General features: G+C 60.9%; 22 protein-coding genes. 7 read left to right on the top strand and 15 right to left on the bottom strand.

Translation table 11 applies throughout. The features are described 5' to 3' along the window. Window positions 1-74 precede the first annotated feature (74 nt). The 5 genes from B5F39_RS05305 to B5F39_RS05285 all read right to left on the bottom strand — a co-directional run bounded on the left by B5F39_RS05305 (window position 75) and on the right by B5F39_RS05285 (window position 6,818). On the bottom strand, window positions 75-1,304 hold the full coding sequence (locus B5F39_RS05305; protein WP_087364699.1) for a phenylacetate--CoA ligase: 1,230 nt from the start codon (window positions 1,302-1,304) through the stop codon (window positions 75-77). Between the two features lie 101 nt (window positions 1,305-1,405). Then, a complete protein-coding gene (locus B5F39_RS05300) occupies window positions 1,406-1,999 on the bottom strand; it encodes an indolepyruvate oxidoreductase subunit beta (RefSeq protein ID WP_087364697.1) in 594 nt (197 codons plus the stop codon). Beyond that, window positions 1,992-3,791: an indolepyruvate ferredoxin oxidoreductase subunit alpha gene (gene iorA / locus B5F39_RS05295; RefSeq protein WP_087364695.1), complete on the bottom strand. Its 1,800-nt coding sequence runs from the start codon at window positions 3,789-3,791 to the stop codon at window positions 1,992-1,994. Before iorA ends, B5F39_RS05300 begins: the two co-directional genes overlap by 8 nt. 194 nt (window positions 3,792-3,985) lie before the next feature. After that, window positions 3,986-5,377, bottom strand: coding sequence for an MATE family efflux transporter (locus B5F39_RS05290; protein WP_087364693.1), 1,392 nt, complete (start codon window positions 5,375-5,377; stop codon window positions 3,986-3,988). Between the two features lie 37 nt (window positions 5,378-5,414). Then, window positions 5,415-6,818, bottom strand: a complete 1,404-nt coding sequence (locus B5F39_RS05285; RefSeq protein WP_087364691.1) for an MATE family efflux transporter — start codon at window positions 6,816-6,818, stop codon at window positions 5,415-5,417. 115 nt (window positions 6,819-6,933) lie between these two features. Here B5F39_RS05285 and B5F39_RS05280 point away from each other — a divergent pair, with 115 nt between their 5' ends. The 4 genes from B5F39_RS05280 (at window position 6,934) to B5F39_RS05265 (ending at window position 10,447) form a co-directional block, all read left to right on the top strand. Next, on the top strand, window positions 6,934-7,854 hold the full coding sequence (locus tag B5F39_RS05280) for a phosphate acyltransferase (RefSeq protein ID WP_204245042.1): 921 nt from the start codon (window positions 6,934-6,936) through the stop codon (window positions 7,852-7,854). After that, window positions 7,848-8,921, top strand: a complete 1,074-nt coding sequence (gene buk, locus B5F39_RS05275) for a butyrate kinase (RefSeq protein ID WP_087364689.1) — start codon at window positions 7,848-7,850, stop codon at window positions 8,919-8,921. Before B5F39_RS05280 ends, buk begins: the two co-directional genes overlap by 7 nt. Window positions 8,922-9,266: 345 nt before the next feature. After that, window positions 9,267-9,776 carry a TlpA disulfide reductase family protein gene (locus tag B5F39_RS05270; RefSeq protein ID WP_087364687.1) on the top strand — a complete coding sequence of 170 codons (510 nt, stop codon included), beginning with the start codon at window positions 9,267-9,269 and terminating at the stop codon, window positions 9,774-9,776. Then, on the top strand, window positions 9,776-10,447 hold the full coding sequence (locus tag B5F39_RS05265) for a cytochrome c biogenesis CcdA family protein (RefSeq protein WP_087364685.1): 672 nt from the start codon (window positions 9,776-9,778) through the stop codon (window positions 10,445-10,447). Before B5F39_RS05270 ends, B5F39_RS05265 begins: the two co-directional genes overlap by 1 nt. A 163-nt stretch (window positions 10,448-10,610) precedes the next feature. Here B5F39_RS05265 and B5F39_RS05260 read toward each other — a convergent pair whose 3' ends face one another. The 6 genes from B5F39_RS05260 to B5F39_RS05235 all read right to left on the bottom strand — a co-directional run bounded on the left by B5F39_RS05260 (window position 10,611) and on the right by B5F39_RS05235 (window position 16,553). Continuing rightward, a complete protein-coding gene (locus B5F39_RS05260) occupies window positions 10,611-11,771 on the bottom strand; it encodes a M20 family metallopeptidase (protein WP_204245041.1) in 1,161 nt (386 codons plus the stop codon). A 111-nt stretch (window positions 11,772-11,882) separates the two neighbouring features. Further along, complete coding sequence (locus B5F39_RS05255; protein ID WP_087364681.1) at window positions 11,883-12,620, bottom strand: amino acid ABC transporter ATP-binding protein; 738 nt, start codon at window positions 12,618-12,620, stop codon at window positions 11,883-11,885. A gap of 13 nt (window positions 12,621-12,633) precedes the next feature. Beyond that, the gene (locus B5F39_RS05250) at window positions 12,634-13,464 is read right to left on the bottom strand and encodes a transporter substrate-binding domain-containing protein (RefSeq protein WP_087364679.1); all 831 of its coding nucleotides are present in this window, start codon (window positions 13,462-13,464) and stop codon (window positions 12,634-12,636) included. A 58-nt stretch (window positions 13,465-13,522) separates the two neighbouring features. Then, window positions 13,523-14,188 carry an amino acid ABC transporter permease gene (locus B5F39_RS05245; protein ID WP_087364677.1) on the bottom strand — a complete coding sequence of 222 codons (666 nt, stop codon included), beginning with the start codon at window positions 14,186-14,188 and terminating at the stop codon, window positions 13,523-13,525. 221 nt (window positions 14,189-14,409) lie between these two features. Then, window positions 14,410-15,300, bottom strand: coding sequence for a DMT family transporter (locus tag B5F39_RS05240; protein ID WP_087364675.1), 891 nt, complete (start codon window positions 15,298-15,300; stop codon window positions 14,410-14,412). After that, window positions 15,297-16,553 (bottom strand): MFS transporter, encoded by a 1,257-nt coding sequence (locus B5F39_RS05235; RefSeq protein WP_087364673.1) that lies wholly within the window; start codon window positions 16,551-16,553, stop codon window positions 15,297-15,299. Before B5F39_RS05235 ends, B5F39_RS05240 begins: the two co-directional genes overlap by 4 nt. 275 nt (window positions 16,554-16,828) lie before the next feature. On the opposite strand from B5F39_RS05235, the gene B5F39_RS05230 reads away from it, so the two are divergent. The 3 genes from B5F39_RS05230 (at window position 16,829) to B5F39_RS05220 (ending at window position 20,815) form a co-directional block, all read left to right on the top strand. Further along, window positions 16,829-17,911, top strand: a complete 1,083-nt coding sequence (locus B5F39_RS05230; protein ID WP_087364671.1) for a sodium ion-translocating decarboxylase subunit beta — start codon at window positions 16,829-16,831, stop codon at window positions 17,909-17,911. A gap of 152 nt (window positions 17,912-18,063) precedes the next feature. After that, the gene (locus B5F39_RS05225) at window positions 18,064-18,933 is read left to right on the top strand and encodes a Wzz/FepE/Etk N-terminal domain-containing protein (protein WP_158095945.1); all 870 of its coding nucleotides are present in this window, start codon (window positions 18,064-18,066) and stop codon (window positions 18,931-18,933) included. A 25-nt stretch (window positions 18,934-18,958) separates the two neighbouring features. Further along, window positions 18,959-20,815, top strand: a complete 1,857-nt coding sequence (locus B5F39_RS05220) for a nucleoside-diphosphate sugar epimerase/dehydratase (RefSeq protein ID WP_087364667.1) — start codon at window positions 18,959-18,961, stop codon at window positions 20,813-20,815. Between the two features lie 63 nt (window positions 20,816-20,878). Here B5F39_RS05220 and B5F39_RS05215 read toward each other — a convergent pair whose 3' ends face one another. The 4 genes from B5F39_RS05215 to B5F39_RS05200 all read right to left on the bottom strand — a co-directional run bounded on the left by B5F39_RS05215 (window position 20,879) and on the right by B5F39_RS05200 (window position 23,448). After that, window positions 20,879-21,376, bottom strand: coding sequence for a plasmid pRiA4b ORF-3 family protein (locus B5F39_RS05215; RefSeq protein ID WP_158095944.1), 498 nt, complete (start codon window positions 21,374-21,376; stop codon window positions 20,879-20,881). Beyond that, the gene (locus B5F39_RS14645; RefSeq protein ID WP_255376012.1) at window positions 21,357-21,578 is read right to left on the bottom strand and encodes a plasmid pRiA4b ORF-3 family protein; all 222 of its coding nucleotides are present in this window, start codon (window positions 21,576-21,578) and stop codon (window positions 21,357-21,359) included. The genes B5F39_RS05215 and B5F39_RS14645 overlap by 20 nt, the downstream gene beginning before the upstream one ends. Before the next feature lie 102 nt (window positions 21,579-21,680). Further along, window positions 21,681-22,475 (bottom strand): YdcF family protein, encoded by a 795-nt coding sequence (locus tag B5F39_RS05205; RefSeq protein WP_087364660.1) that lies wholly within the window; start codon window positions 22,473-22,475, stop codon window positions 21,681-21,683. Window positions 22,476-22,647: 172 nt separating this feature from the next. After that, window positions 22,648-23,448, bottom strand: coding sequence for a YdcF family protein (locus tag B5F39_RS05200; protein WP_087364658.1), 801 nt, complete (start codon window positions 23,446-23,448; stop codon window positions 22,648-22,650). Window positions 23,449-23,505 lie beyond the last annotated feature (57 nt).

The raw sequence follows: 23,505 nt of genomic DNA, 5'->3' as shown, positions 1-23,505 counted from the left end.
AAACGCGCCGCGCGCATAAAAACGGCGGCGGGGAAAATTCCCGCCGCCGCCCGCGTCTGTCGTTTATTCAGCTTTTAGTATCTCCTGTCGATGACCCGCTGCGTCTTTTTCTCGCTGCGCGGGAGTTCGCCGAGCTTCATTACTTCGGGGACTATGCGGATGCCGAGGCCGGATTTGCATTCGCGGACGAGCTCTTCGGCGAGGCGCTCAGGGTCCGCGCCCTCTTTCATTTCGGCCTGGACTATCATGCGGTCGCGGAGGTCTTTGTTCTCGAGGATGATGCGGTACTCGCTGGAGAAGCCGTCGATGTTCTTGAGTATCTCCTCGACCTGCGCGGGGTAGATGTTCGTGCCCTTGACCTTTATCATGTCGTCGCTGCGTCCGACTATCCTGTCGAGGCGCGGGAACGGCGAGCCGCAGGGGCATTCGCCGGGGATTATGCGCGAGATGTCGCGCGTGCGGTAGCGGATGAGCGGCGCGGCCTCCTTGCGGAAGGTCGTGATGACTATCTCGCCCTGCTCTCCGTTGGGCAACACCTTGCCCGTTACCGGGTCGATTATCTCGCAGTAGATGTAGTCGTTGAAGTAGTGCATGCCTGTGTGCTTTTCGCAGTCGATCGCGATGCCCGGGCCGTAGATTTCCGTCAGGCCGTAGATGTCGAAGAACTCTATGCCGAGCGTCTCGTGGATGCGCTCGCGTATCTTGTCGCCCCAGCGCTCTGAGCCGAAGATGCCGCGCTTGAGGTGTATCTGGTCTCTCATGCCGCGCTTGTCCACCTCTTCGGCGATGACGAGCGCGTATGACGACGTGCTGCACAGCACTGTGGCTTTCAGGTCGCGCATGAGCTGAAGCTGGCGGTCGGTGTTGCCCGCGCCGGTCGGTATGACCATCGCGCCGAGGCGTTCCGCTCCGGCCTGGAAGCCGAGGCCGGCGGTCCAGAGGCCGAAGCCAGGCGTTATCTGCACGCGGTCTTCGGGCGTGACGCCCGCGAACTGGTAGCAGCGCTCGAACATGACGGCCCAGTCTTCAAGGTCCTGCGCGCTGTAGGGCATGATGACGGGCGTTCCGGTCGTGCCAGAGGACGAGTGGACGCGGACTATTTTATCGTTCGGCACGCACTGCATGCCCATCGGGTATGCGTCGCGGAGGTCCTGCTTCGTCGTGAAGGGCAGCGTCTCGAACTGCTCTTTCGTCATCATCGTGTTGACCGGTATATCTTTGAACTTCTCGCGGTACATCGGGCTTTCTTTAGCTACGCGGCGCACCTGAGCGAAGCACTGGCTCATTATCGTAAGTTCGTTCATTTTTCTTCTCCTTGTCTCGTCTTCTCTAAATCTGGTCTGTTCTGTGCGGCCCGCGCGGGGCCGCGTAGTTTACTGCGTCTTTATGAATTTCCGCCGGTCTCTCACCATCGGCGCGACGACGCGTCTATGCCGAGCGCGAATGCTTTTTCGTTCATCGGCAGCAGCTTCGGCTTGACGCATCTCGCTATCGCGGAGTGTACTTCGTCGGTCGTGAAGGGCAGTTTCCCGGCCCCGCAGGCCGCGCCTAATATCACGATGTTGAGCGTGCGGATGTCTCCGGCCTTGAGCGCGAGAGCCGCGCCGGCGAGGAAGAGCGTATCCGGATAGAAGCGCTTCATCGTATCTATATATTCTTCGCCGAGGTAGACGCCTTTGCCGAGCGCGACGTTGGTCGGGATTATCTCGTCGGTGTTGACTACGCAGGCGGCGTTTTTCTTCAGTTTCGGTATCATGCGCACGGCTTCCGCCGGCTCGAAGGCGAGCAGCACGTCGGCGTGCGCCGCCGGGATTATCGGCGAGACTTCGCGCGCGTCTATACGCAGATGGCTCGATACGGAGCCGCCGCGCTGAGCCATGCCTATCGTTTCAGACGTGCGGACGAAGAGCCCCTTGTCCTGCGCCGCCTCCGCGAGTATGCGCGAGGCGAGCAGCGTCCCCTGTCCGCCGACTCCTGCTATCACTATGCTGCTAAGCATCGGCTTCGCCTCCCTTTATCGCGTTTACGGGGCAGACGCTCGCGCAGAGGCCGCAGCCTGTGCAGAGCGACGCGCTGATGACGGCGCGCCCTTCGGCGTCGGGCGTTATCGCGGGGCAGCCTATCTCGCGCACGCACCTGCCGCATTTTATGCAGCTTTCGGCGACGAAGTGCGCCGCCGGTTTTTTCTTGAGGCTCGCTATGCAGGGCGCTTCTGCTATGACGGCAGACGGGCCGTCGAAGGCCACGGCATCCTTCATCGCGGCGACGGATTTTTCAAAGTCGAATGGATTGACGCGCGCTATGTGCTCCACGCCGCAGGCACGCAGAATCGTCTCTATGTCGAGCGCGATGCTGTCGTCGCCTAGCGCGCGCTTTCCCGTGCCGGGGTGCGGCTGGTGGCCCGTCATCGCGGTCGTCCTGTTGTCGAGGACTATTATCGTTATGTCCGTTCCCTGGTAGACGGCGTTTATCACGCCGGGGATGCCCGTATGGAAGAAGGTCGAGTCGCCGATGAAGGCGAGGCATTTCGCCCCCGGCTCGGCGAGCGCGAGCCCCTGCGCAACCGTTATGCCAGCGCCCATGCAGAGGCATGTGTCTACCATGTTGAGCGGCGCGGCGTTGCCGAGCGTGTAGCAGCCGATGTCGCCGCAGTATATCGCTTTCTTGCAGTCCTTTGTCGCGACCTTCGCCTCGTAGAACGAAGCGCGGTGCGGGCATCCGGCGCAGAGAACCGGCGGACGCACGGGAAGCTGCGGAAGTTCGGGCGCAGCCTCAGCTTCGGCGGAAAGCCCGAGATATTTCGCGAGGGCCGCCTTTATGAGCTCGAAGGAATACTCGCCGTTCCACGGCATGTCGCCGCTGCGCTTGCCGAGCACGGGGATGCGCCCCGCGGCTTCTATCAGGAGCTGTTCTTCGACTACGGGGTCGAGCTCTTCGAGTACGAGCACGGAATCCGCGCCGGCGAGGAAATCTTTCGTCGTCTGCTCGGGGATCGGGTAGGGCGTGCCTATCTTGTAGAGCGCAGCGTCCGCGCCGAGTTCGTTCAGCGCCTCCTTAGCGTAGAGGTACGATATGCCGGAGGCCGCTATCGCGCGGCGTCCGCCCGCTCCGTATTTTTCTATCCTGTTATACGGCATCGCGTCGAAGTCGCGCGCCATCTCGTGCTGCTTGACCTCGAGCTCGCCGTGCTTGCGGTATGAGAGCGCGGGGAATATGCACCACTCGGGGCGGCGCTCGAAGCCGTCCGCCTCTTTAACGGGCGAGGGCTCGCGCAGCTCGACTTCCGCGCTCGCGTGGCAGACGCGCGTCGTCGGGCGCAGGAAGACGGGAAGCTCGTATTTTTCGGAGAAGTCGAAAGCCGTCTGTATCATCTCGTAGGCTTCCTCGGGCGACGACGGGTCGAAGACCGGAAGGTTCGCGTGCTTCGCGAAGCCGCGCGTGTCCTGCTCCGTCTGTGACGACCAGGGCCCCGGGTCGTCGGCGACGGCGACGACCATGCCGCCCTTGACGCCGATGTATGCGAGGCTCATCAGAGGGTCTGACGCGACGTTGAGGCCGACCTGCTTCATTGTGCACATCGTGCGCGCGCCGGCGTATGCGCCGCCCGCTGCGACTTCGAGCGCGGCCTTCTCGTTGACCGACCACTGTACGTCCACGTCCGCGCGGTGCTCGCGGACGAGAGTCTCTATTATTTCCGTCGAAGGCGTTCCGGGATAGCCGGCTGCAAGTTTCAGCCCCGCGGCGAGCGCGCCGAGCGCTATCGCCTCGTTTCCCATACAGACCTTACGCATGAAAAAATTCCCCCAAGCGCTGAAAAATTTATGAACTCACGAAAAAAGGCCCCGCGCACACGACGGAGCCTTGAATGTCTTCACAGTCAACACACTCGTCTTATCTCGCAGCTTTTCTCGTCTTGTCCTGTCTCTAGCGAGGAGGGCTGTCCCTTCTCTTCCCGAAGTATTTATAACCGCTCGCGCCTCGGGTGTCAATAGTTCCGAAGTTCCGCGCCGCTCTCCATAGAGCGCAGCAGCCGGCGGAATTCGCGGCTGAAGAGCGTCGCCGTCGTCGTTACTGCTATGACGTCGGCGACCGGCTCCGCGAGGAAGACGGCGAAGACCTTGTCGTCGAAGAAATGCGGCAGTATGTAGATGAGCGGTATGAGCAGGATGATCTTGCGCAGCATCGCTAGGAACGACGACGTCTTTGAATTTCCGAGGGCGATGAAGGTCTGCTGGCATGCCGTCTGCGCGCCGAATACGCCGATGCCGGCCATGTAGATGCGCAGCGCCCGGCAGGCCGACGCGGCAAGCTCAGGGTCGTCGGTGAATATGCGGACGAATACTCCCGGGCAGAACACGCACACGGCCCACAGTACGGCGGTGCAGGCGAGGCACGACTTCAGAAGTATGACGAACGCCTGCTTCATGCGCTCCGGGTTCCCGGCTCCGTAGTTGTAGCTTATTATCGGCTGCGAGCCCTGCGTGAGCCCCTGCACGGGAAGCATGGCGAACTGCATCACGCTCGACGCAATCGTCATGGCTCCGACCGCGGCGTCGCCTCCGTATTTCAGCAGAGACGAGTTGAAGGAGAGCAGGAGCAGGCTCTCGGTTGACTGCATTACGAACGGAGCGAAGCCGAGCGCGACGCACGGCGTTATGACTGCGCGCGAGGGGTGCATGTTGCAGCGCCGCAGCTTCAGCACGGCGCGTTCCCCGCAGAGGAACCACAGCGCCCACGCGGCGCTGACCGCCTGCGAGATCACCGTCGCCCACGCCGCGCCGCGCACGCCCATGTCGAAGACGAAGATGAATATCGGGTCGAGCACAATGTTTATCGCCGCGCCGATAATGACCGTCATCATGCTGATCTTGGCAAAGCCCTGCGCCGTTATGAAAACGTTCATGCCGAGCGTAAGCTGCACGAAGATAGTCCCGGCGGCGTAAATCTCCATGTAGTCCGTCGCGTAGCCGATGGTCGCGCCGCTCGCGCCGAAGAGCGTGAGCAGCGGGCGCATGAAGGCGAACGAGAAAGCGGTGAGGACGACGGAGACGGCTACGAGCGCGGTGAAGCAGCTGCCGAGTATGCGCTCCGCGCCCTTTTCGTCGCCGTGGCCCATGAGTATGCTCGCGCGCGGCGCGCCGCCCATGCCGATGAGGTTCGCGAAGGCCGATATGAGCATGATGAGCGGGAAACATACGCCGAGCCCGGTCAGAGCCGCAGCGCCTTCTCCCTGGATGTGTCCGATGTACATGCGGTCGACGACGTTGTAGAGCGCGTTGACGACCTGCGACGTTATCGCCGGTGCGGCGAGTTTGAACAGCAGCGGCCTTATCGGGTCTTTTCCGAGATCGACCTTTTTTATGGCGTGTCGTATCATTTCTTGTCCATCTCCGAGCTTGTTGACGTTTTTGGTTTTATTCCGCGCTTAGGGGGCCGGCGAGCTCTTTTTTAAGCTTTTTCATAAGCGTTGCGGCGAAGGCGAATGTCATGACTGCGGCGCAGAGGAACGAGAGCGGCTGGAAGAGCCATACCCAGCTCATCGAGACGGTCGCGGCGAGGAACCAAGCCATCGGCAGGCGGAAGAACATACATCTGCCCATCTGCACGATAAAACCGTAGACGGAGCTGCCGGCGGCGATGAAGAGCGCGTTGTATATCATTCCGTACATCGCGAACGGATAGCCCGCCATCGTGATGCGCAGAGAGCGCACCGCCGCGTGCGCGACATCTGGCGACGGGCGGAAGAGCCCTATCGCGGGCCACGGGTACAGCGCGAGCAGGAAGCAGATCGTGAGCGTGACGCAGCAGCATATCACAAACGCCGCGCGTATTCCTTCTTTTATCCTCGCGAAGCTGCGCCGCCCGTAGTTGAAGGCGATGAAGGGGACGAGCGCGTTGCTGACGCCCATCAGCGTGCCGAAGGCGAGGTCCTCGATGCGCAGCGAGATCATCCAGCCCGCTATCGCGACGTTGCCGTATGCCTCGGTGAGCACGCGGTTGACCGAGCCCATGCCGAGAGCGACGCTTCCGGTCGAGAGCGTCACGGGCAGGCCGATCGCCGCGACCGCGCGCCATACCGGCAGCATTTCGCGGCGCGGGCGGACGAAGAGCGGTATCTGTATCGCGCTGCCGCGGCGCATCTTTTTTATAAGGTAGACGGCGCCCGCGACGCGCCCGATGAAGGTCGCCGCGGCCGCGCCGGTCATGCCCCAGCCGAAGACGAATATAAACAGCGGGTCGAGTACGAAGTTCAGCCCGTTCGCGACGACGAAGAAGCGCAGCGGAGTCATCGTGTCGCCCTGACAGCGGAATATGGAATTGACGATGTAGGTGAAACTTATGACGAAGGTCATCGGCGGAATCCACATATTGTAGAGCCACGCCTGGCGCAGCGTCTCAGGGTCGGAGGCTCCGAGCATGGAGAAGAAAGCGTTCGACGGGCCGGGGAATAAAAAAGGAAGCCACACGAGGCTCAGGACGTAGGAGAATGCGAGGCCGAAGCGCGCGGTCTTACGCGCGAGCTCGATGTCGCTCTCGCCGAGCCTGCGGCCTACGAGCGCGGTCACGCCGTTGCCGACGCCTTCGAGCAGGGCGAAGACTCCTATCTGCACGGGAAATGTGTACGAGATAGCGACCATGTGGCTCTCGCCGAGCCACGAGATGAAAATAGTGTCTACGAGGTTGAAGAGCGTCTGGAAGAGCACCATTCCGATAGAGGGTACGGAGAGGCGAGCGAGCGACTGAAGCACGTGCCCGCCGCCGAGATCGACGGGACCTCTGTGAAAAAATATCCCTTTCGCGTTTTTCATAAAACCCATTAAGCCGCCTCCATCGCCGCGCGGCGCGCGCAGACGCTGTACATTATAGTATAGTATAATTTTTTCACAACACCGGGCCTCGGCCCGGCGTCCCCAACGATTGGAGGGCTGTTCTTTGTATAAGACTTTCGACGAAATGATAAACTGCTGCGGCTGCCTCGGAGGCAGCAACGTCGTCGCGGCTTCCGCCGACAGGGAGACCGTCGAGGCGATAAAGCTCGCCTTCGACCACGGCCTCGGTCACGCGGTGCTCGTCGGCGACGAGGGCGTGATACGCCCCGCGATGGAGGAGTTCGGCGTAGGGGCGCGCGCGGAGGTCGTCCACGCGGACGCTCCGGCGGAGGCGGTGCGCAAAGCCGTCTCCATAGTGCGCGAGGGCTCGGGGCACACTCTGATGAAAGGGCTCGTCAACACGGAGGACTTTCTGCGCGCCGTGCTCGACAGGGAGAACGGCCTGCGCACAGGGCGGATGCTGAGCCATCTTGCGGTGCTCGAGATACCGGGCGAGCATCATCTGTCATTCTGTGCCGACAGCGGCTTCATCATCGCGCCGACTCTCGAAGAGAAAAAGCATATAATCGCGAACTCTCTGCGCGCGATTCACGCGCTCGGCTACGAGCACGTCAACGTCGCGATACTGGCGGCGAACGAGCGCGTCAACCCCGACATGCCGGCGACCGTGGACGCGGCGGCGCTCGTCGAGGCGTGGCGCGAAGGGGAGTTCGACGGACTGCCCTGCACCTGCACTATAGAGGGGCCGATGGCGATAGACGTAGTGGCTTCGAAAGAGGCCGCCGAACGCAAGGGGATAAAGAGCGTCATCGCCGGCAAGGTGGACCTCACGATAGTGCCGGACATCGAGTGCGGCAACGTCCACTGCAAGACGCTCATCCACTACTGTCACGCGAAGTCGGCTGGCGTCGTCCTCGGAGCGAAAGCCCCGATAATCCTCGTGTCGCGTACAGACGACCACGAGACGAAGTTCAACGCCATCGCGCTATCGTGCCTCGTCGCCGGAGGAATGCATCGTTGCTGATATTCGCCGCCGACCCCGGCTCGACCTCGACGAAGACAGCCGTCTACGAGGACGAACGTCAGCTCTTCGAAAAGAGCTTGCCTTTCTCCGACGCGGAGCGCGCGCGTTACTCGACGATACTCGCGCAGCTTCCCGCGCGTTGCGCCGCGATAGAGGCGGCGCTGGGCGAAGCCGGCTTCGGCGGGCGGAAATTCGACGCCGCCGTCGGACGCGGAGGGCTGCTCGCGCCCGTGCCGTCGGGGACGTACCTCGTCAACGGCGCGATGACCGACTGGCTCACGCGCGCGCCGCGCGGCGAACATGCCTCGAACCTCGGCCCTTTCATCGCGCGCCGCTTCGCGGAGAAGTCCGGCGCTCCCGCCTACATCGTCGACCCCGTATCTGTCGACGAGCTCTCCGACGTCGCGCGCATATCGGGCGCGCCGGAGATAGAGCGCGGCAGCCTCGTCCACGCGCTGAACCAGCGCGCGACGGCGCGCAAGGCCGCGGCGGCTCTCGGCAAGCGCTACGAGGACTGCCGCTTCGTCGTCGCGCACCTAGGCACCGGCGTCACGATAGGCGCGCACGAAAACGGGCGCATCGCCGACGTCATCGGCGCGAAGGCCGACGGCCCGTTCTCGGCCGAGCGCGCGGGCGGACTGCCCGCGGACGCGCTCGTCGAGCTCTGCTTCAGCGGGAAATACACGGAGGCCGAACTGCGCGTCAAGCTGCTCTCGGGCTGGGGCTTCGTCTCATACCTCGGCACGCGCGACCTGCGCGAGATATTCGCGCTCGCGCGGCGCGACGAGCGAGCGGCGCTCGTCCTTGACGCCTTCGTCTACCAGACGGCGAAGGGGATAGGCGAGCTAGCCGCGGCTCTCGACGGAGACGTCGACGCCGTCATACTCACGGGAGGAATGGCTAACTCCGCGGAGCTTGTCTCGCGCATCACGAAAAAGATAAAATTCCTCGGAAACGTCATAGCCCTGCCCGGCGAGAACGAGCTCGAAGCCCTCGCGTTCGGCGCTCTGCGCGTCCTGCGCGGCGAGGAACGCGTGCGGAATTACCCCGACGGCGCGTATTTGTAACGCGGTGCGGAAAACGGCGGAAGCGCGAAGTTCCGCGGACTTTCGCCGCGCGGCCTCCTGCGCCTCAAAACGGAGGCCGCGGCGGAAATTACGGAAAGCCGCAACGTTTCGGCTCCTGCGCGCAAATCATAAAAAATCCGGCTCGTCCGCGCCGCGGGCATGACGTTCCCGGCGCGGCTGCTTTTTTGCGCTCACGCCCAAAGCTCAAAGCGTCCGTCCATATCGTCCGAAAAAGCGCAAACTTTATAAATTCCAGACGAAGGGGCGCATTGTCCTGCATGCCGCATCTTTCATGATATAATACGCGCGCAGGGCGTAAACATTGACAAAAGGAGAGGATCTTCAATGCGGAGAAAAATATTCGCGGCGCTCGTAATGTCGCTGCTCGCGGCTGCGCTCATCGCCGTCCCCTCGTTCGCGGTCGGCTCGGGCGACCTCGCGCGCGACATAACGCTTACGGACATGTCCGGAAAGCCGGTCTCGCTCGACGGTTTCAAAGGAAAGCCCGTCGTCCTCAACTTCTGGGCCACGTGGTGCCCGCCGTGCCGCGGCGAGATGCCGGAGTTCGACGAGCTCGACAAAGAGCTTAAAAAGAGCGGAGAAGCCGTGCTGCTCGCCGTCAACCTCACCGACGGGAAGCGCGAGACGCCCGAGCGCGTCGCCGAATTCCTCAAGGAGACCGGCTACGGCATGACCGTGCTGCTTGACGAAAAACAGGAGGCCGCGTCGTTCTTCGGCGTGCGCTACATACCGACGACATTCATACTCGACAAGGACGGAAAACTCGCGGGACAGATACAGGGCGCGACGACAAAGGACGCCGTGCTGAAGCTGCTGCGCGGAGAGGGCAAGTAGTGGGGGGCGAGCTTCCGCTCCTTTTTCTCGAAGGGCTGCTCGCCTTCGTCTCGCCGTGTATGCTGCCGATGCTGCCGGTCTATCTGATGTACCTCGCGGCGGAGACTGAGCAGGGCAAACGCGCGAGCGTCGTCAACACGCTCGGCTTCGTCGCGGGGTTCACGCTGCTTTTCATGGCGCTCGGCGCGACTGCCACCGCGATAGGCGCCGCGCTCGACGCGCACAGGCTTCTGCTTCAGCGCGCGAGCGGGATCGTGATACTGCTCTTCGGCCTGCACTTCCTCGGCGTGTTCAGAATAGGCTTCCTCGACGTTGAGAAGAAGCTCGAGGTGAACGTGAAGCGGCGCGGCTTCATCGGCGCGCTGCTCTTCGGCGCGGCCTTCTCGCTCGGTTGGACGCCGTGCCTCGGCCCGTTCCTCGGCTCGGCGCTGATGCTCGCTGGCGCGCGCGAGACCGTCGCGGAGGGAGTTTTTTATCTCTTCGTCTTCTCGATGGGCCTCGGCGTGCCGTACATACTTGCGGCGCTCTTCTTCACGCGCATCAAGGGAATTTTCCAGTGGCTTCGCCGCCACGGACAGGCGATAAAAAAAGTCTCCGGCGCGATACTCGCCGCCGCCGGCATAGCGATACTGACGGACACCTTCGCCTACTGGTCGGCGCTCTTCTGGTAGCGCCGGAAGAATGAAGACACGGGGACGGGATTTTCGCCCGTCCCCTTATTTTTAGCCTTTCGCGCAAACGGGCGCGCGTTTCAAAACGCGCGTCAACTTACGGCGTTGCGCGCCGCTCCTGACAAAACGGAGCGCCGCCGCGCCGCCGTAATTCCTGGGAAAGCTACCGGAAGCCGCCCTTTTCCGTAAAATCTACCGCTATCTGCGCGAAGACCGCCGCCATGCGCGGAACGGCGGATTCCTCAAGGACGAAGTTGTTTGCGTGAAGGCCGAATTTTCCGCGCGTCTCTTCCGTCTCTATTCCGGCGAAGAGATAGGCGCCGGGAACGCGCGTGATGTACTCGCTGAAATCCTCGCCGCCGAGGTGCGGCTCTTTGTCTATTATCACGTTTTCCGCGCCGGTTATCTTCGCGGCGGCTTCTGCGCAGAAGGCTACGGCCTCCGGCGTGTTTATGACCGCGTTGCCGCAGCGTGCCGCGACTTCCGCGCGCGCGCCGTTCGCCGCAGCTATGCCCTCGGCGAGAGTTTTCAGGTCGCGGGTTATCTGCTCCATCACCTCGACGCGGTCGCCGCGTATCGTCCCGGTCATCTCGCACCAGTCCGGGATGATGTTGCTCTTCTCGCTGTCGCCCGAGCGTATCGTGCAGACCGATATGACGCGCGGCGCGATCTCCGGCAGGCGGCGCGAGACTATCTGCTGGATCGCGCCGTATATCTGATGCGCTACCGCTATCGGGTCTATGCAGAGGTGCGGCCACGAGCCGTGGCCTCCGCGTCCAGTCACCTTTACCGAAAAACGTCCCGCGTACCCGAAGGCACATCTCTCGGCTATAGAGATCTTTCCCGCCGGAACGTCGGGCCACGCGTGCGCCGCGAACACCGCGTCGACCTTCGGCGCTTCGAGCACCTTCTCGTCGAGTATCATCCTGCGTCCGCCGTCTCCGGTCTCCTCGCCGGGCTGGAAGACGAATTTCACGTTTCCGCGGAAGCGTCCGCGCAGCTCGGACAAAATCATCGCGCTGCCCAGGAGCCACGCCGCGTGTCCGTCGTGACCGCAGGCGTGCATCATTCCGTCGGTCTCCGAGGCGAAGGGCAGCCCGGTCGCCTCTTTTATCGGAAGCGCGTCTATGTCGGCGCGCAGCAGCACAGTCGGACCGTCGCCGTTTCCGCGCAGGAGCCCAATCACTCCCGTGCCGCCGGCCGCGTGTTCGCGCACCTCCACGCCGTCGAGCTTTTTCAGCTCTTCGGCTATGCGTTCCGAGGTGCGGAGCTCGTGCATGGAAATTTCAGGATGTCTGTGAAGGTCGCGCCGGAACTCTATCATGCGCGGCGCGTATTTTTGCGCTAACGCCTTAATATCATCGGTCAGCATCTTTCATTCTCCGTTCAGTAAAAAATAAAGGCGGAGGCGCGAAGCCTCCGCCGCGTATCGCCGTTATTTGCTCACGAACTTCAGGAACTGGCGCAGCCTCGGGTTCTGCGGGTCGTCGATTATCTCCTCCGGCGTCCCGTCGGCGGCTATCCGCCCTCCGTCCATGAAGAGTATCCTGCTCGCGACGTGGCGCGCGAAGCGTATCTCGTGCGTGACGAGTATCATCGTCGTCTCTTCCTCGGCGAGCTGCCTTATCGTGTTGAGCACTTCGCCGACCAGCTCGGGGTCGAGCGCGGAGGTCGGCTCGTCGAAGAGAAGGACGTTCGGGTTCACCGCGAGAGCGCGCGCGATGCCGACGCGCTGCTGCTGCCCGCCGGACATCTTCGAGGGGTAGAAGTCCTTCCTGTCGAGCATCCCGACTTTCTTCAGGAACTTCAGCGCGATCTCCTCGGCCTCGTCCTTCGGCTTCTTCTGCACCGTTATGAGCGCCTCCATGACGTTCTCCTTCGCCGTCTTGTTCTTGAACAGATTGTAGCTCTGGAAGACCATCGCGCTCTGGCGGCGCAGCCTGCGTACGTCGGCGCTCGTGTAGTGCGCCGCGTCCACGGTCACGTCACCTATCGTTATGACGCCCGTCGTCGGCATGCACAGGTAGTTGAGGCAGCGCAGCATCGTCGACTTGCCCGTGCCCGAAGGGCCGAGCACAGCGACGACGTCGTTCTTGTTCACCGTGAAGCTTATATCTTTCAGCACCTCCGTGCCTTCGCCGAAGGTCTTTGAAAGATTGCGTACTTCTATCATTTGGCGCGCGGCTTTACTTCTTCGCCTCGCCGCGCTCGTCGGTCAGCCACTGGTTGCTGATGAGCTTCGTGAGGTCCTGATAGAACCATTTCGTCGTTATGCGCGAAATCGTCCCGTCCTCGTGCATCTCGCGCAGCACCTTGTTCAGCGCGTCGCGCAGCTCGCGCCCCTTCTCGTTGTTGGCGTACCACCAGCCGACGTTGTTGCCGAAGAGCTTCTGGTCGAGCATGCGGAACTGGAGCCCCTGCGCGCGCTGCGCCTTCTCGATGTTCGTCACTGTGTTCGCGTAGGAGTCGATGCGTCCGTTTGCGCAGTCGAGGAAGCCCTGCGGCGAATCCTCGTAGGTGATGACCTTCCAGTCGTACTTCGGAGCCATGGCCTCGACCGTCGTCTGGGCCGCCTGTCCCGCGGTCACGCCCATCGTGCAGCCGCGGAGGTCCTCGAAGGTCTTGTACTTGCTGTCGGGCTTGACTATGATGACCTGAGCGTCGGCATAGATGGGGATAGAGGCGAGGTAATTCTTGAGGCGCGTCTCCGTTATCGCGAAGCAGTTGGCCGCCACGTCTACGCGGCCCGTGTTGAGCTCGCCGAAGAGCGAGGCCATGTCCGCCACCTGCTTCATCTCGATGTTCCAGCCCGTGCGCTTCTTGACCTCGGCCCAGAGCTCGGCTTCGACGCCGGTCCACGTGCCGTCGTCAGCGACGAGCGTATAAGGCTCGCCCGTGCCCGTCGTACCGACTATTACTTTGCGCGCCGCTCCGTCGGCCGCGAAAGCGCAGCCCGCCGCGAGCAGCGCGGCGAGAGCCGCCGCCGTCAACGCCGCCGTAAATTTCCCGTGTCTCATTAAAAATTACCTCCGTCGTTTAAGTTTCTTTACCGCGCCGCCGCGGCGCGGGTAAATCCTAGTAGATCGCGTTGCAGCGCGCCTCGAGCCTGCGCTGCACGAAAGTGAGCATAAGCGTGACGACCCAGTAGACGGCCATGACGCATGCATAGCACTCGAAGAACAGGAAGGTCTGCGTGCTTTCTATCTTCGCCGCGCCCATGACGTCGCGCACGCCGACGAGGAAGGCGAGCGAGGACATCTTGAAGAGGTTGATAAGGTCGTTGAAGAGCGGGGGGAGCGCGACGCGTATCGCCTGCGGTATAACTATGCGCGTCGTCATCTGCCATCCGCTCATGCCGAGCGACATCGCCGCCTCGCGCTGCCCCTCGTCTACGGAAATCAGCGCGCCGCGTATAGACTCTGAGACGAACGCCCCCATGTTGAGGCTCATAATGACCGCGACGGCGACCGTAGGCGACATGTTCAGGATTATCGAGCTGATGTTCGCCATTCCGTAATAGAAGAAGAAAAGCTGCGTCGCGACCGGCGTGCCGCGTATAAACGAAATCCAGACGCGCAGGAGCTGGCTCAGCCCCTTGACGTTGTAATAGCTGATGAGCGCGAGCACGATGCCTATTACAAGAGAGAAAAAAGCGCTTATAAGAGTGAGCGAGAGCGTGACGTTGAGTTTGCTCGCAATCAGCGGAAGAGTCTCGAAGAAATATTCCCAGTTGAATCTCATCTCAGGTCCCCTTTAGACGCGCGCCGCGCGCGTCCTGTTTTCGACCCTTCATTTTATCTCTTGTGAAACGAGCGTCAATGTTCAAACGCAAGAAGAATTCATTCAACTTCAAATTATAATCATTTGTTCAAATGAATAAAAACCACGCGCCGCGGCGGACGGCGGCGCCGGCGCTGTCAGGTAATGGAAGCCGGTACGGGCGCGGATCTGCAGAGCTCCGGCTATTTTTTGCGCGTCGTCACGCCGTCAAGCTCGGTCACAAGCATTCCCGCGATGATCATGAGCCCCCCGAGCGCCCCCTGGAGGTGGAAAGGGTCCTGACCGCTCGCGACGGCGAGTATGTAGCCGAAGAGCCCCTCGAGCGAGAAGATGACCGCCGCGTGCGTCGCGCTGGTTTTTTTCTGCGCGCGGAACTGCATGTTGAAGCATAGTATCGTGTTGCAGAGCGAGACGCAGAGCAGAGCGCCGCATATCTTGGGCGTGAAGTCGGAGATTTGCGGCAGCGGCTCGAATATGAGCGCCAGCGCCGTCAGCACTGCAGAGAGCATGATTATGTGCAGCGCCGTGAGACGCGCGGGTTCGACGCGCCGCGCGCAGAACCCGCCGCCTATGATCTGCAGCGCGTAGGATACCGCCATGATGAACGAGAGGAAGTCGCCGAAGTTGAACTCCATTCCAGGCGTGAAGCCCATGACGAGCAGCCCCGCGGTCGTGAGCCCCGCGCCGGCGAAGAGGCGTGCGGGCGGACGCTTCCGGTAGAAGAGCCAGACGAACAGCGGGACCAGTATGACGTTCAGCCCGCCGATGAAGGCCTGCTTACTCGCCGTGCTGTAGGAGAGGCCGAAGGTCATCGAGACGAATACGGCCGTCAGCACCGCCGTGAGGAGAAAAGAAATTTTCCAGTCGCGCGCGCTCGACGACGTTATCGTGCGGCGGAACATAATTATAAGGAAGAACGACGCGAGCAGCATACGCAGCGCGACAGCCCAAAGAGGTGTGAGTCCGCGCGCGAGTACGGCGGAGAGCGGAATTCCCGCGCCCCATATCAGAGCGACGAGCGCGAGCGTCAGATCCGCCGCGAGCACCGGATTACCGCGAAGGCTCAGCTTCATCGCAGCGCCCCCTGGCGTTTGAGCGCCGCCGTGACCTCGCCGCCGATGCGGTCGATTCTGCGCGTGAAGAAGAGCGACGACACAGTGCAGCAGACGCCGCAGGCGAAGAGCGCCCAGCCGGTGTTCGTGAGGTCGCCGAACCGGCCCGCGAGCATGCTGCCGAAGGGCGGGATGCCGATGTTCGCAAGAGTGTAGAGCGCCATTATGCGGCTGCGGCTCTCCGGCTCAGTCATGGTCTGGAGCAGGGTGTTGCAGGCTATCGTACATGTCACGAGACAGAAGCCGAGCGGAGCCGCGAGCGCTATGCTGAGCCATATATTGCGCGAGAGCGAGAAGAGCATCACCGATACGCCGAAAGCGGCGCATGTGCGCGTACACCACCATGAATGGCGCGCGACGCTCTTGCGCGAGGCCATCAGCAGCGAGCCGGCGAGCGCGCCTACCGCGACGCCCATCAGCAGGAAGCCGAGAGTCTTCGACGAGCCGTTCAGCACGCTCTTCGCCATCGCCGGCATCAGCGTTATGCTCGGAAATGCGAAAAATCCCGTCGCCGTTATCATCAGCAGGAAATACCTGTAAGGCGCGAAATCCCGCGCGATGTGCAGGCCGTCTATCATGTCGCGGACGGGACGGCTTTTCCCGCCGGTCCTGCCCACGGGGGGACGCGAGAGCCGCATCCTGCTGAGCGCCCACAGCGTGCTGAGATAGCAGAAGCTGTTGGAGAAGAAGCAGAAAGCCTCGCCGAAGGCGTGGATGACGAAGCCGCCGACCGTCGGCCCTATCATGCGAGCCGTGTTGAAAAGCGTCGAGTTCAGCGCGACGGCGTTGCCGACGTCCTCCTTCGCGTCCACCATGTAGGAGACGAGCGAATAGCGCGCCGGCATCTCGAATGCGTCGAGCAGCCCGCGCGCGAGGACGAGGGCTAAAATTATCTCGTAGGTTATGAGGTCCGTGAAGGTCAGAAAGGCGAACGCGAAGGCGATGCACATACAGCAGGCCTGCGTGCGGAAGATGAGTTTCCGAAGGTCGAGCCGTTCCACGACCGCGCCCGCGAGCGGCGAAAGGAAGAAAATCGGCAGAGATGCTACGAAATCCATGAGGCCGAGCGCGCTGTTGGAATCCGTGAGGCGGAAGACCAGCCAGCCTATCGCGACGCGGTACATCCAGAGCCCGGTCATGGATATGGTCTGCGCTGTAAAGAAGAGCCGGTAGTTGCGCGAGTTCAGCGCGCGCAGCGCGTCGGGAAAGCGCATGCCCGCCGTTACTCCGAACGCTGAAGCGCGGATATGAACGCGCGGCGGCAAACATATATAATAACGCTTTCTTTGCACGACCGTATCAACATTTTTTTCACCATCTCCACAAATTTATTTTACATGATTTTTTCACAGGCGGATAAAATACGGAGCACGTTTCAGATAATTTTATGGTATAGTAACCCCCGTATTAAATCTTATAAAGGAGCGGTGACGCTAGATTGGAATCATTTGTAGCAACTTTCCAAGCGATAACCTATCAGAGCCTGGTAATGATATGTGTGGGCGGCCTTCTGATGTACATGGCCGTAAAGAAGGACTTCGAGCCTAACCTGCTTCTGCCGATGGGTTTCGGCACGATACTTGTAAACCTTCCGCTTTCCTCGGCGCTCGATCAGATAATAGAAGGCGGCAGCGTCGTTCACGGCGCTCTCCAGATGTTCTTCGACCTCGGTATAGCGACCGAGATATTCCCGCTGCTGATACTCGTCGCCGTCGGCGCGATGTGCGACTTCACGCCGCTGCTGGCGAACCCGAAGGTATTCCTCTTCGGAATTACGGCGCAGGCGGGCATATTCCTCACGATGGGCATCGCCTACTTCATATTCGACTACAACATATATGAGGCCGCCTCGATAGGGATAATCGGAGCCGCCGACGGCCCGACCTCGATATACGTCTCGACGCGCTTCGCTCCGAACCTGCTCGGCCCGATTTCAGTCGCGGCCTATACCTATATGGCGCTCGTCCCGCTCATTCAGCCGCCCGTCATCAAGGCGCTCACGACCGAGAAAGAGCGTAAGATGAGGATGCCTTACGCGCCGCGTCCGGTCTCCAAGACCAAGCTCTTCCTGTTCCCGATAGCGATAACGATTATCGGCGGTCTTATAGCTCCTGCCTCCGTCGCGCTGCTCGGCTTCGTCATGTTCGGCAACGTGCTCCGCGTCAGCGGCGTCACCGAGCGTCTCTCGCAGGCCGCCCAGAACGAAATGGCCAACATCGTCACGATACTCCTCGGCTTCTCCATTTCTGCGACGATGACCGGCGAGAAGTTCGTCAACCTCGGAACGCTCGCCATCATCGGCATGGGGCTCATAGCCTTCGTGCTCGACACCGCGGGCGGCGTCATCACGGCCAAGATACTGAACCTCTTCCTGCCGAAGGACAAAAAGGTCAACCCGATGGTCGGCGCGGCCGGAATCTCCGCATTCCCGATGTCGGCGCGCGTCATTCAGCGTCTCGGACAGCAGGCCGACCCGGGCAACCATCTTCTGATGCACGCGGTCGGCGCGAACGTCGCCGGACAGATCGGCTCCGTCCTCGCCGGCGGCATCCTGCTCGCCTACCTCGGCTAGCTCTTCCGCCGCGCTTTAGCGGCGCTTTGCAACCTTTCTTTCTATCGTTGGCTTTGATATAATGTCGTTGACTTTGTCGGCGGCATTATATCTTTTTTAAAAGCCGTTGATTTTCTGACCAGCGAGGGATAAAAATGGAAAACCGCAATAATATGGAAATGTTCCAAGACGAGGGCGAAGAATTATCTCTTCTTGATATCCTTATCGTCCTTGCCGAACAGAAAAAATTCATCGCGTGCGTCACCGTCCTCTTCGCCGTCGCTGGACTGGCCTACGCGTTCTTTTTCACCGAGCCGGAGTACAAGAGCGAGGTGCAGATGATGACGGTCAACTCGCGCATCATAGGCGACGGAGAGCTCTCCGTCTATATGCCGGGCAATATGGTGGACGCCGTCGTCTCGAGCAACTCGATGCGCGACGCTCTGATAGCCGAGTTCGACCTCACAAACGCCGCAGGCAGGACGGTCTCGAAAGAAGCCGCGATGCGCGAGCTCGGAAAGAACGTCAAGGTCGACGCAGGAAGGAACGGGCTTATCACAATATCCGTGACGTCGCCGTCGCCCGAGCGCTCGATGAAGATGGCCGACTTCATTTACAGAAGGACGGACGCGGCGCTCCTCGCGATGGGCGTTACCTCGACGATAGAAACGCGCGACGCTTTCCTCGCAAAGACGATAAAAGAAAAGTTGGACGAAATAAGCAGGAACGAAGCTTCGGACGAGCCGAACGCGAGGCTGTCTTCCGTGCTCGAGCTGTACTCCGTACTTTCCCAGTACAACGAGAACCAGCGCATAAAAGACAAGAGCCCGATGGTGCTTCAGCTCGTCTCTCCGGCATCGCTGCCGGATGAAAAGGAGCCGCAGGGACGCGGGAAAATAGTCGTCCTAGCCGCCCTGCTCGGATTCTTCTGCGCCGTGACCGCGGCCTTCCTGCGCCACTTCTGGCAGTCGCCTGGAGATCCTGAGACGGCGGAAAAGAAAAACTACCTCAGAAAACTTCTCGGCTTTAAAGCCAAGCCGTAACCGTCCGCTCTAAGGGGGCTTTAAGATGTACAGGAAACTGCTTCAGATGGTGGTCTGGCTCGGTATGCGCAACCGCCGCGTAATGCTGGTGGACGTTTGCTGCATAGCCCTGGCCGTGTTCATCGGCTACTCGATGCGCTTCTCGTATTTTTTCCTGAGCCTCGACGACGGCGAGGGCTTTACGCGGACGCTTGCGGCCTTCTCCGCCATAGTCATGGCTGCGCTCTTTCTGGGCAAAACATACACCGTCGTATGGACGCGCGCCAGCATCGAGGAATACACGCGGTTCGCGCAGTGGTACTGCATAGGCGTGGCGGTGTTCGTAATATTCAACTACTTCACGAGGATAGTCAGCGTCCCCCGTTCGTCGTTCCTTATATCGATACTGCTCGCGATCATGTTCATGACCGGAATGCGCGCCGCTTGGCGTCTTGCGGCGGTCAGCCGCCATAAGCACGGCGCGGTGAGCCAGCGCGCGCTCATCGTCGGCGCCGGCGAGGCCGGTACGCTCATAGCGCGCGATCTGCTGCGCAACCAGTCCGCGCTCGAGGCGGTCGGCTTCATCGACGACGATCCGAACCTGCGCAAGATGACTGTCGCCTCTCTCAAGGTGCTCGGCACTAAGAAGGACATCTCGGCGGTCATAAAGCGTTACGCGGTAGACACCGTGCTGCTCGCCATACCGTCGGCCACCGGCGCTCAGATGCGCGAATACGTGGATATACTTAATAAGGAAAACGTCACAGTCCGCGTCGTCCCGAGCTTCATCGCGCTGGCCGACGGGCACGTCAGCGTCAGCCGCCTGCGTTCCGTCAACCTTGAGGACCTCCTGCGCCGCGACCCGATAAAGCTCGACAACGAAAACATTTCGGCCGTAATAAAGGGCAAGACAGTCCTCGTAACGGGCGCCGGCGGCTCGATAGGCTCCGAAATATGCCGCCAGGTCCTCGCGCGCGAGCCTAAGGAGCTGCTGGCCCTCGGCCACGGCGAGCAGTCGATATACCTGCTTCTCGAATCGCTTCACGACGCCGGCAACACCATACCGGTGATCCCGATCATCGCCGACGTCGCCGATGAAGACACGATGAACATGATATTCGCAAGACACCGCCCGCAGGTGATCTTCCACGCCGGCGCGCACAAGCACGTGCCGCTGATGGAGGAGAACCCGCGCGAGGCTCTGCGCGTAAACGCATTCGGTACGTGGAACATTTCCACTCTCGCCGGAAAATACGGCGTCGAACGTTTCGTCATGATATCGACCGACAAGGCCGTCCATCCGACAAGCGTCATGGGGGCGACCAAGCGCGCCGCCGAAAGGCTGCTTCTGTCGGTGCAGAAAGAATTTCCGAACACGAAGTATATGGCGGTGCGCTTCGGCAACGTCCTCGGAAGCCGCGGCAGCGTAGTGCCCAAGTTCGAGCGCCAGATAGCGGCTGGCGGCCCAGTCACAGTCACGCACCCTGATATGAAGCGCTACTTTATGCTGATACCAGAGGCTGTCAGCCTCGTCCTCCAGGCCGGAACGATGGGGACGGGCGGCGAGCTTTTCGTCCTCGACATGGGCGCGCCCGTGAAAATATCCGAAATGGCGGAGACCCTGATACGCCTCCACGGCTACGAGCCGTACAAGGACATAGACATCCAGTACACCGGCATACGCCCCGGCGAAAAACTGTACGAGGAGCTCTTCTACGACCCGAGCCACGTGGACACGACGGGACACACGAAGATTTTCAAGACGAAGCTGACGCCCGAGGCCGTTTCGATACTGCCGCGAGTCACGGAAATCCTGCGCGAGGCCGATGAAGGCCGCCTCTCCGGCGTAAAGCTGAGGGAGACGATACTCGGGCTCGGCGTGGAAGCGGAGAGCGGCGAATAGTTCCGTATTTTCGGCTGAACGAGATAAAGACGAAAAAGCCGCTGAAATCCAGCGGCCGTTTTTTTATTTTTTCAGATATTCGCGCGTTAGTATCGCTACGGATCGTCTCGACGGAGCTTGATGGTTTTCGTAGATTTTTCTGTATATCGCCGGAACCTTTTTCAGGCGGTAATTCATATCAGCAATGTCGAAGGCGGTCATGTCGAGCGAATCGACGCCGAGCCACTCGCGAAATTCTTCGTACTGCGGCCCGCGCTTTCTTTTGAAGGCGGCGGCGAGTTTCTTCAGTCCGTATGCTCCCCCGCAGTTTTCTATTATGCCGTATCCTTCGCCGTCGAGAACCTTCGGAAGGTCGGTCGCGGGAATGCTGCTGTTTCTGATTATTTCTTCCACGCGCAGCGCAATCTGCCAGTCGTCGCCGAAATCGTAGGTGAACATGGCGAGGTCTCCCTCGTCGAAGAGCGCGTTTCGCAGCTTAATTTCGGCCGCGTCGAACTCTTCCGGCCTCTCGCCTTCCGTCAGCGGCGAGCTGAAGTTCCACTCATCCGGAAGCGGCAGCACGATGTGCCAGTCGCCGCGCGCCCTCGTCCTCCATTGGAGGCAGCTCGACGGACACGCGTTTTTTCAGAGCGCGGTCGAAGTTATCCGCGTGCGGAATGTCGAACGCGAACAGGTGGCCCGCCTGCATTTCGAACATAGTCATCAGAACGTAACCGAGATAGGCCATCGTCACGTCGTTCGCCGTCTGGAAGCGCCGCCATATTTTGGGGGAATTAATCGCAAAGCTCTGCGTAAAATCTGTAAACTGTCTGTGTCACTGTAGTTCTTTGCTGCCCTTTCTCATTTATAAATTTCCGTTAATATATCATTTCCGGAGGCTGGCCGCGGCCGACGCCGCGATTCCTATCCACTCTCGGGCCGCGGTGCACGATATGTCGAGGCTTCCCGCCGCCGGCAGAAACGACGGCAGCCCCCTGACGAGCGGGTCTGCCTGGCGCGGGCCGGGGCATGGATAGAGGCGCGTCCCGGGCATGAAACGGCGGGCGAGGTACATCGCGCGCGGCATGTGGTAGGCGTTCGTGACGACGGCGACGTTTTCAATGCCGAGCGAACGCACTATACCGGCGCAGTATTTCATATTCTCCGCCGTGGTGCGCGACTCTTCTTCGAGCACCGTCTCTCCGCGCCAGCCCATCGCGCGCGCGGCGTCGCGCATGGCCGAGGCCTCCGAACGGTCGTTGTCGCCGAAGACGTTGCCGCCCGACATCACGAGCACGGAATTTCCATCGCGCTTTGAAGCCAGCGTGACCGCTGTGTAGACGCGCTCGAGCGCCTGCGGCGACGGCTGGACTGACGAACCGCGCCCGTCGTATGACGAGCCGCCGGCGAGCACGACGAAAGCGGCATCTTCGCCCTCCGGCGGAAGCTGCACGGAATATGCGGACTCGAGCGGTCCCGCCGTCAAAAGCGCCCCGGCTGGCGTGCTCATTACGTAAAGGACTGCGGCGAATAGGACGAGCGCAACCGGCGTGAAGTTCCGGCCGTGACGGCGCGGGCGGCGCGCCGTTACGAAAGCCGCGGAAGCGGCTGCGAGAAGCGCCGCTATGAAGAGGCCGGGCGGGGCCGCGAAGGCCCCGATGATTTTATACAGTGCGAACATTTCACGCCAGCTCCGTTTTTCAGACTTTCTTCGTATTATAGCCGTTAATCGGAAAACTGCGCGCTTCCTGAAAATACAGGCGGAGGCGGTCTGCTCCTTTGCCTTTGGACGCAAAAAAATGCGCGCCCCACGTTTTAACGCGGGCGCGCTGCTTATTCGCCTGATTTGATTTTTAAGAAAGAACGCGCTTCTTCTGCTGTTCTGGCGCTAGATTCGCGACGGCTATGCCTATCCATTCTTTTATGCCGGTGCATGACGCGCTGAGCGAGCCGACGCTCGGCATCAGCATCTCCGGCGTCACGTGCAGCTCCTTCTGCTTAGCGCCGCCGCTCGGGTAGGCGTAGAGCCTTACGTTCGACGGCATGTACTGGTAGGCGAAGTCCATAGCGCGCTCTATGTGGAAGTTGTTGGTGACGACGACGACGTGCTTCACTCCGAGCTTCTCGATGATCTCCGCGCTGTATTTGAGGTTTTCGTCCGTGTTTCTGGATTTGTCCTCAAGGATGATCTTCGCGCGGCAGCCCATTATCTGCGCCGCGTATTTCATGACCTCGGCTTCCGTCACTTTGTTGCGCCCGTAGACGTCGCCGCCGGAGAAGATCAGGCGCGAGCACGAAGGCTGCTCCTTCGAGAGCTTTACCGCGGCGTAGAGACGTTCCATCGTCGCCGCTGAGGGCTGGAATGGTCTGCCGTTCTCGTCTACAGACGAGCCGCCGGCGAGCACGACGACCGCGGCTTTGACGTTTTTAGGTGGAAGCTGGGGCTTATATGCGATGTCTAATGATTTGTTGACGTGGTAGGCGAATATCGGAGAGCTCATGACGTACATGGCGGCGGCGAGCGCGCAGAGCGCTCCCGCGAGAACCGGCTTGCGCGGCTTGCGCAGCGCGAGCGCGGCGATTACGAGTATTGCGACTATAAAGCATCCGGGAGGTACGACGAGAGAGCCCACGAACTTATATAATAGAAACATCCAACCGCTCCTCTTGGGTGTAGTCTAAAACTTACGGTATCATAATATATTAGTTTT

It is taken from the genome of Cloacibacillus sp. An23 (genome assembly GCF_002159945.1).
GTDB lineage: Bacteria > Synergistota > Synergistia > Synergistales > Synergistaceae > Caccocola.
Note: the sequence above shows the minus strand (reverse complement) of the source record. Positions and strands in the feature narration are given on the sequence as shown.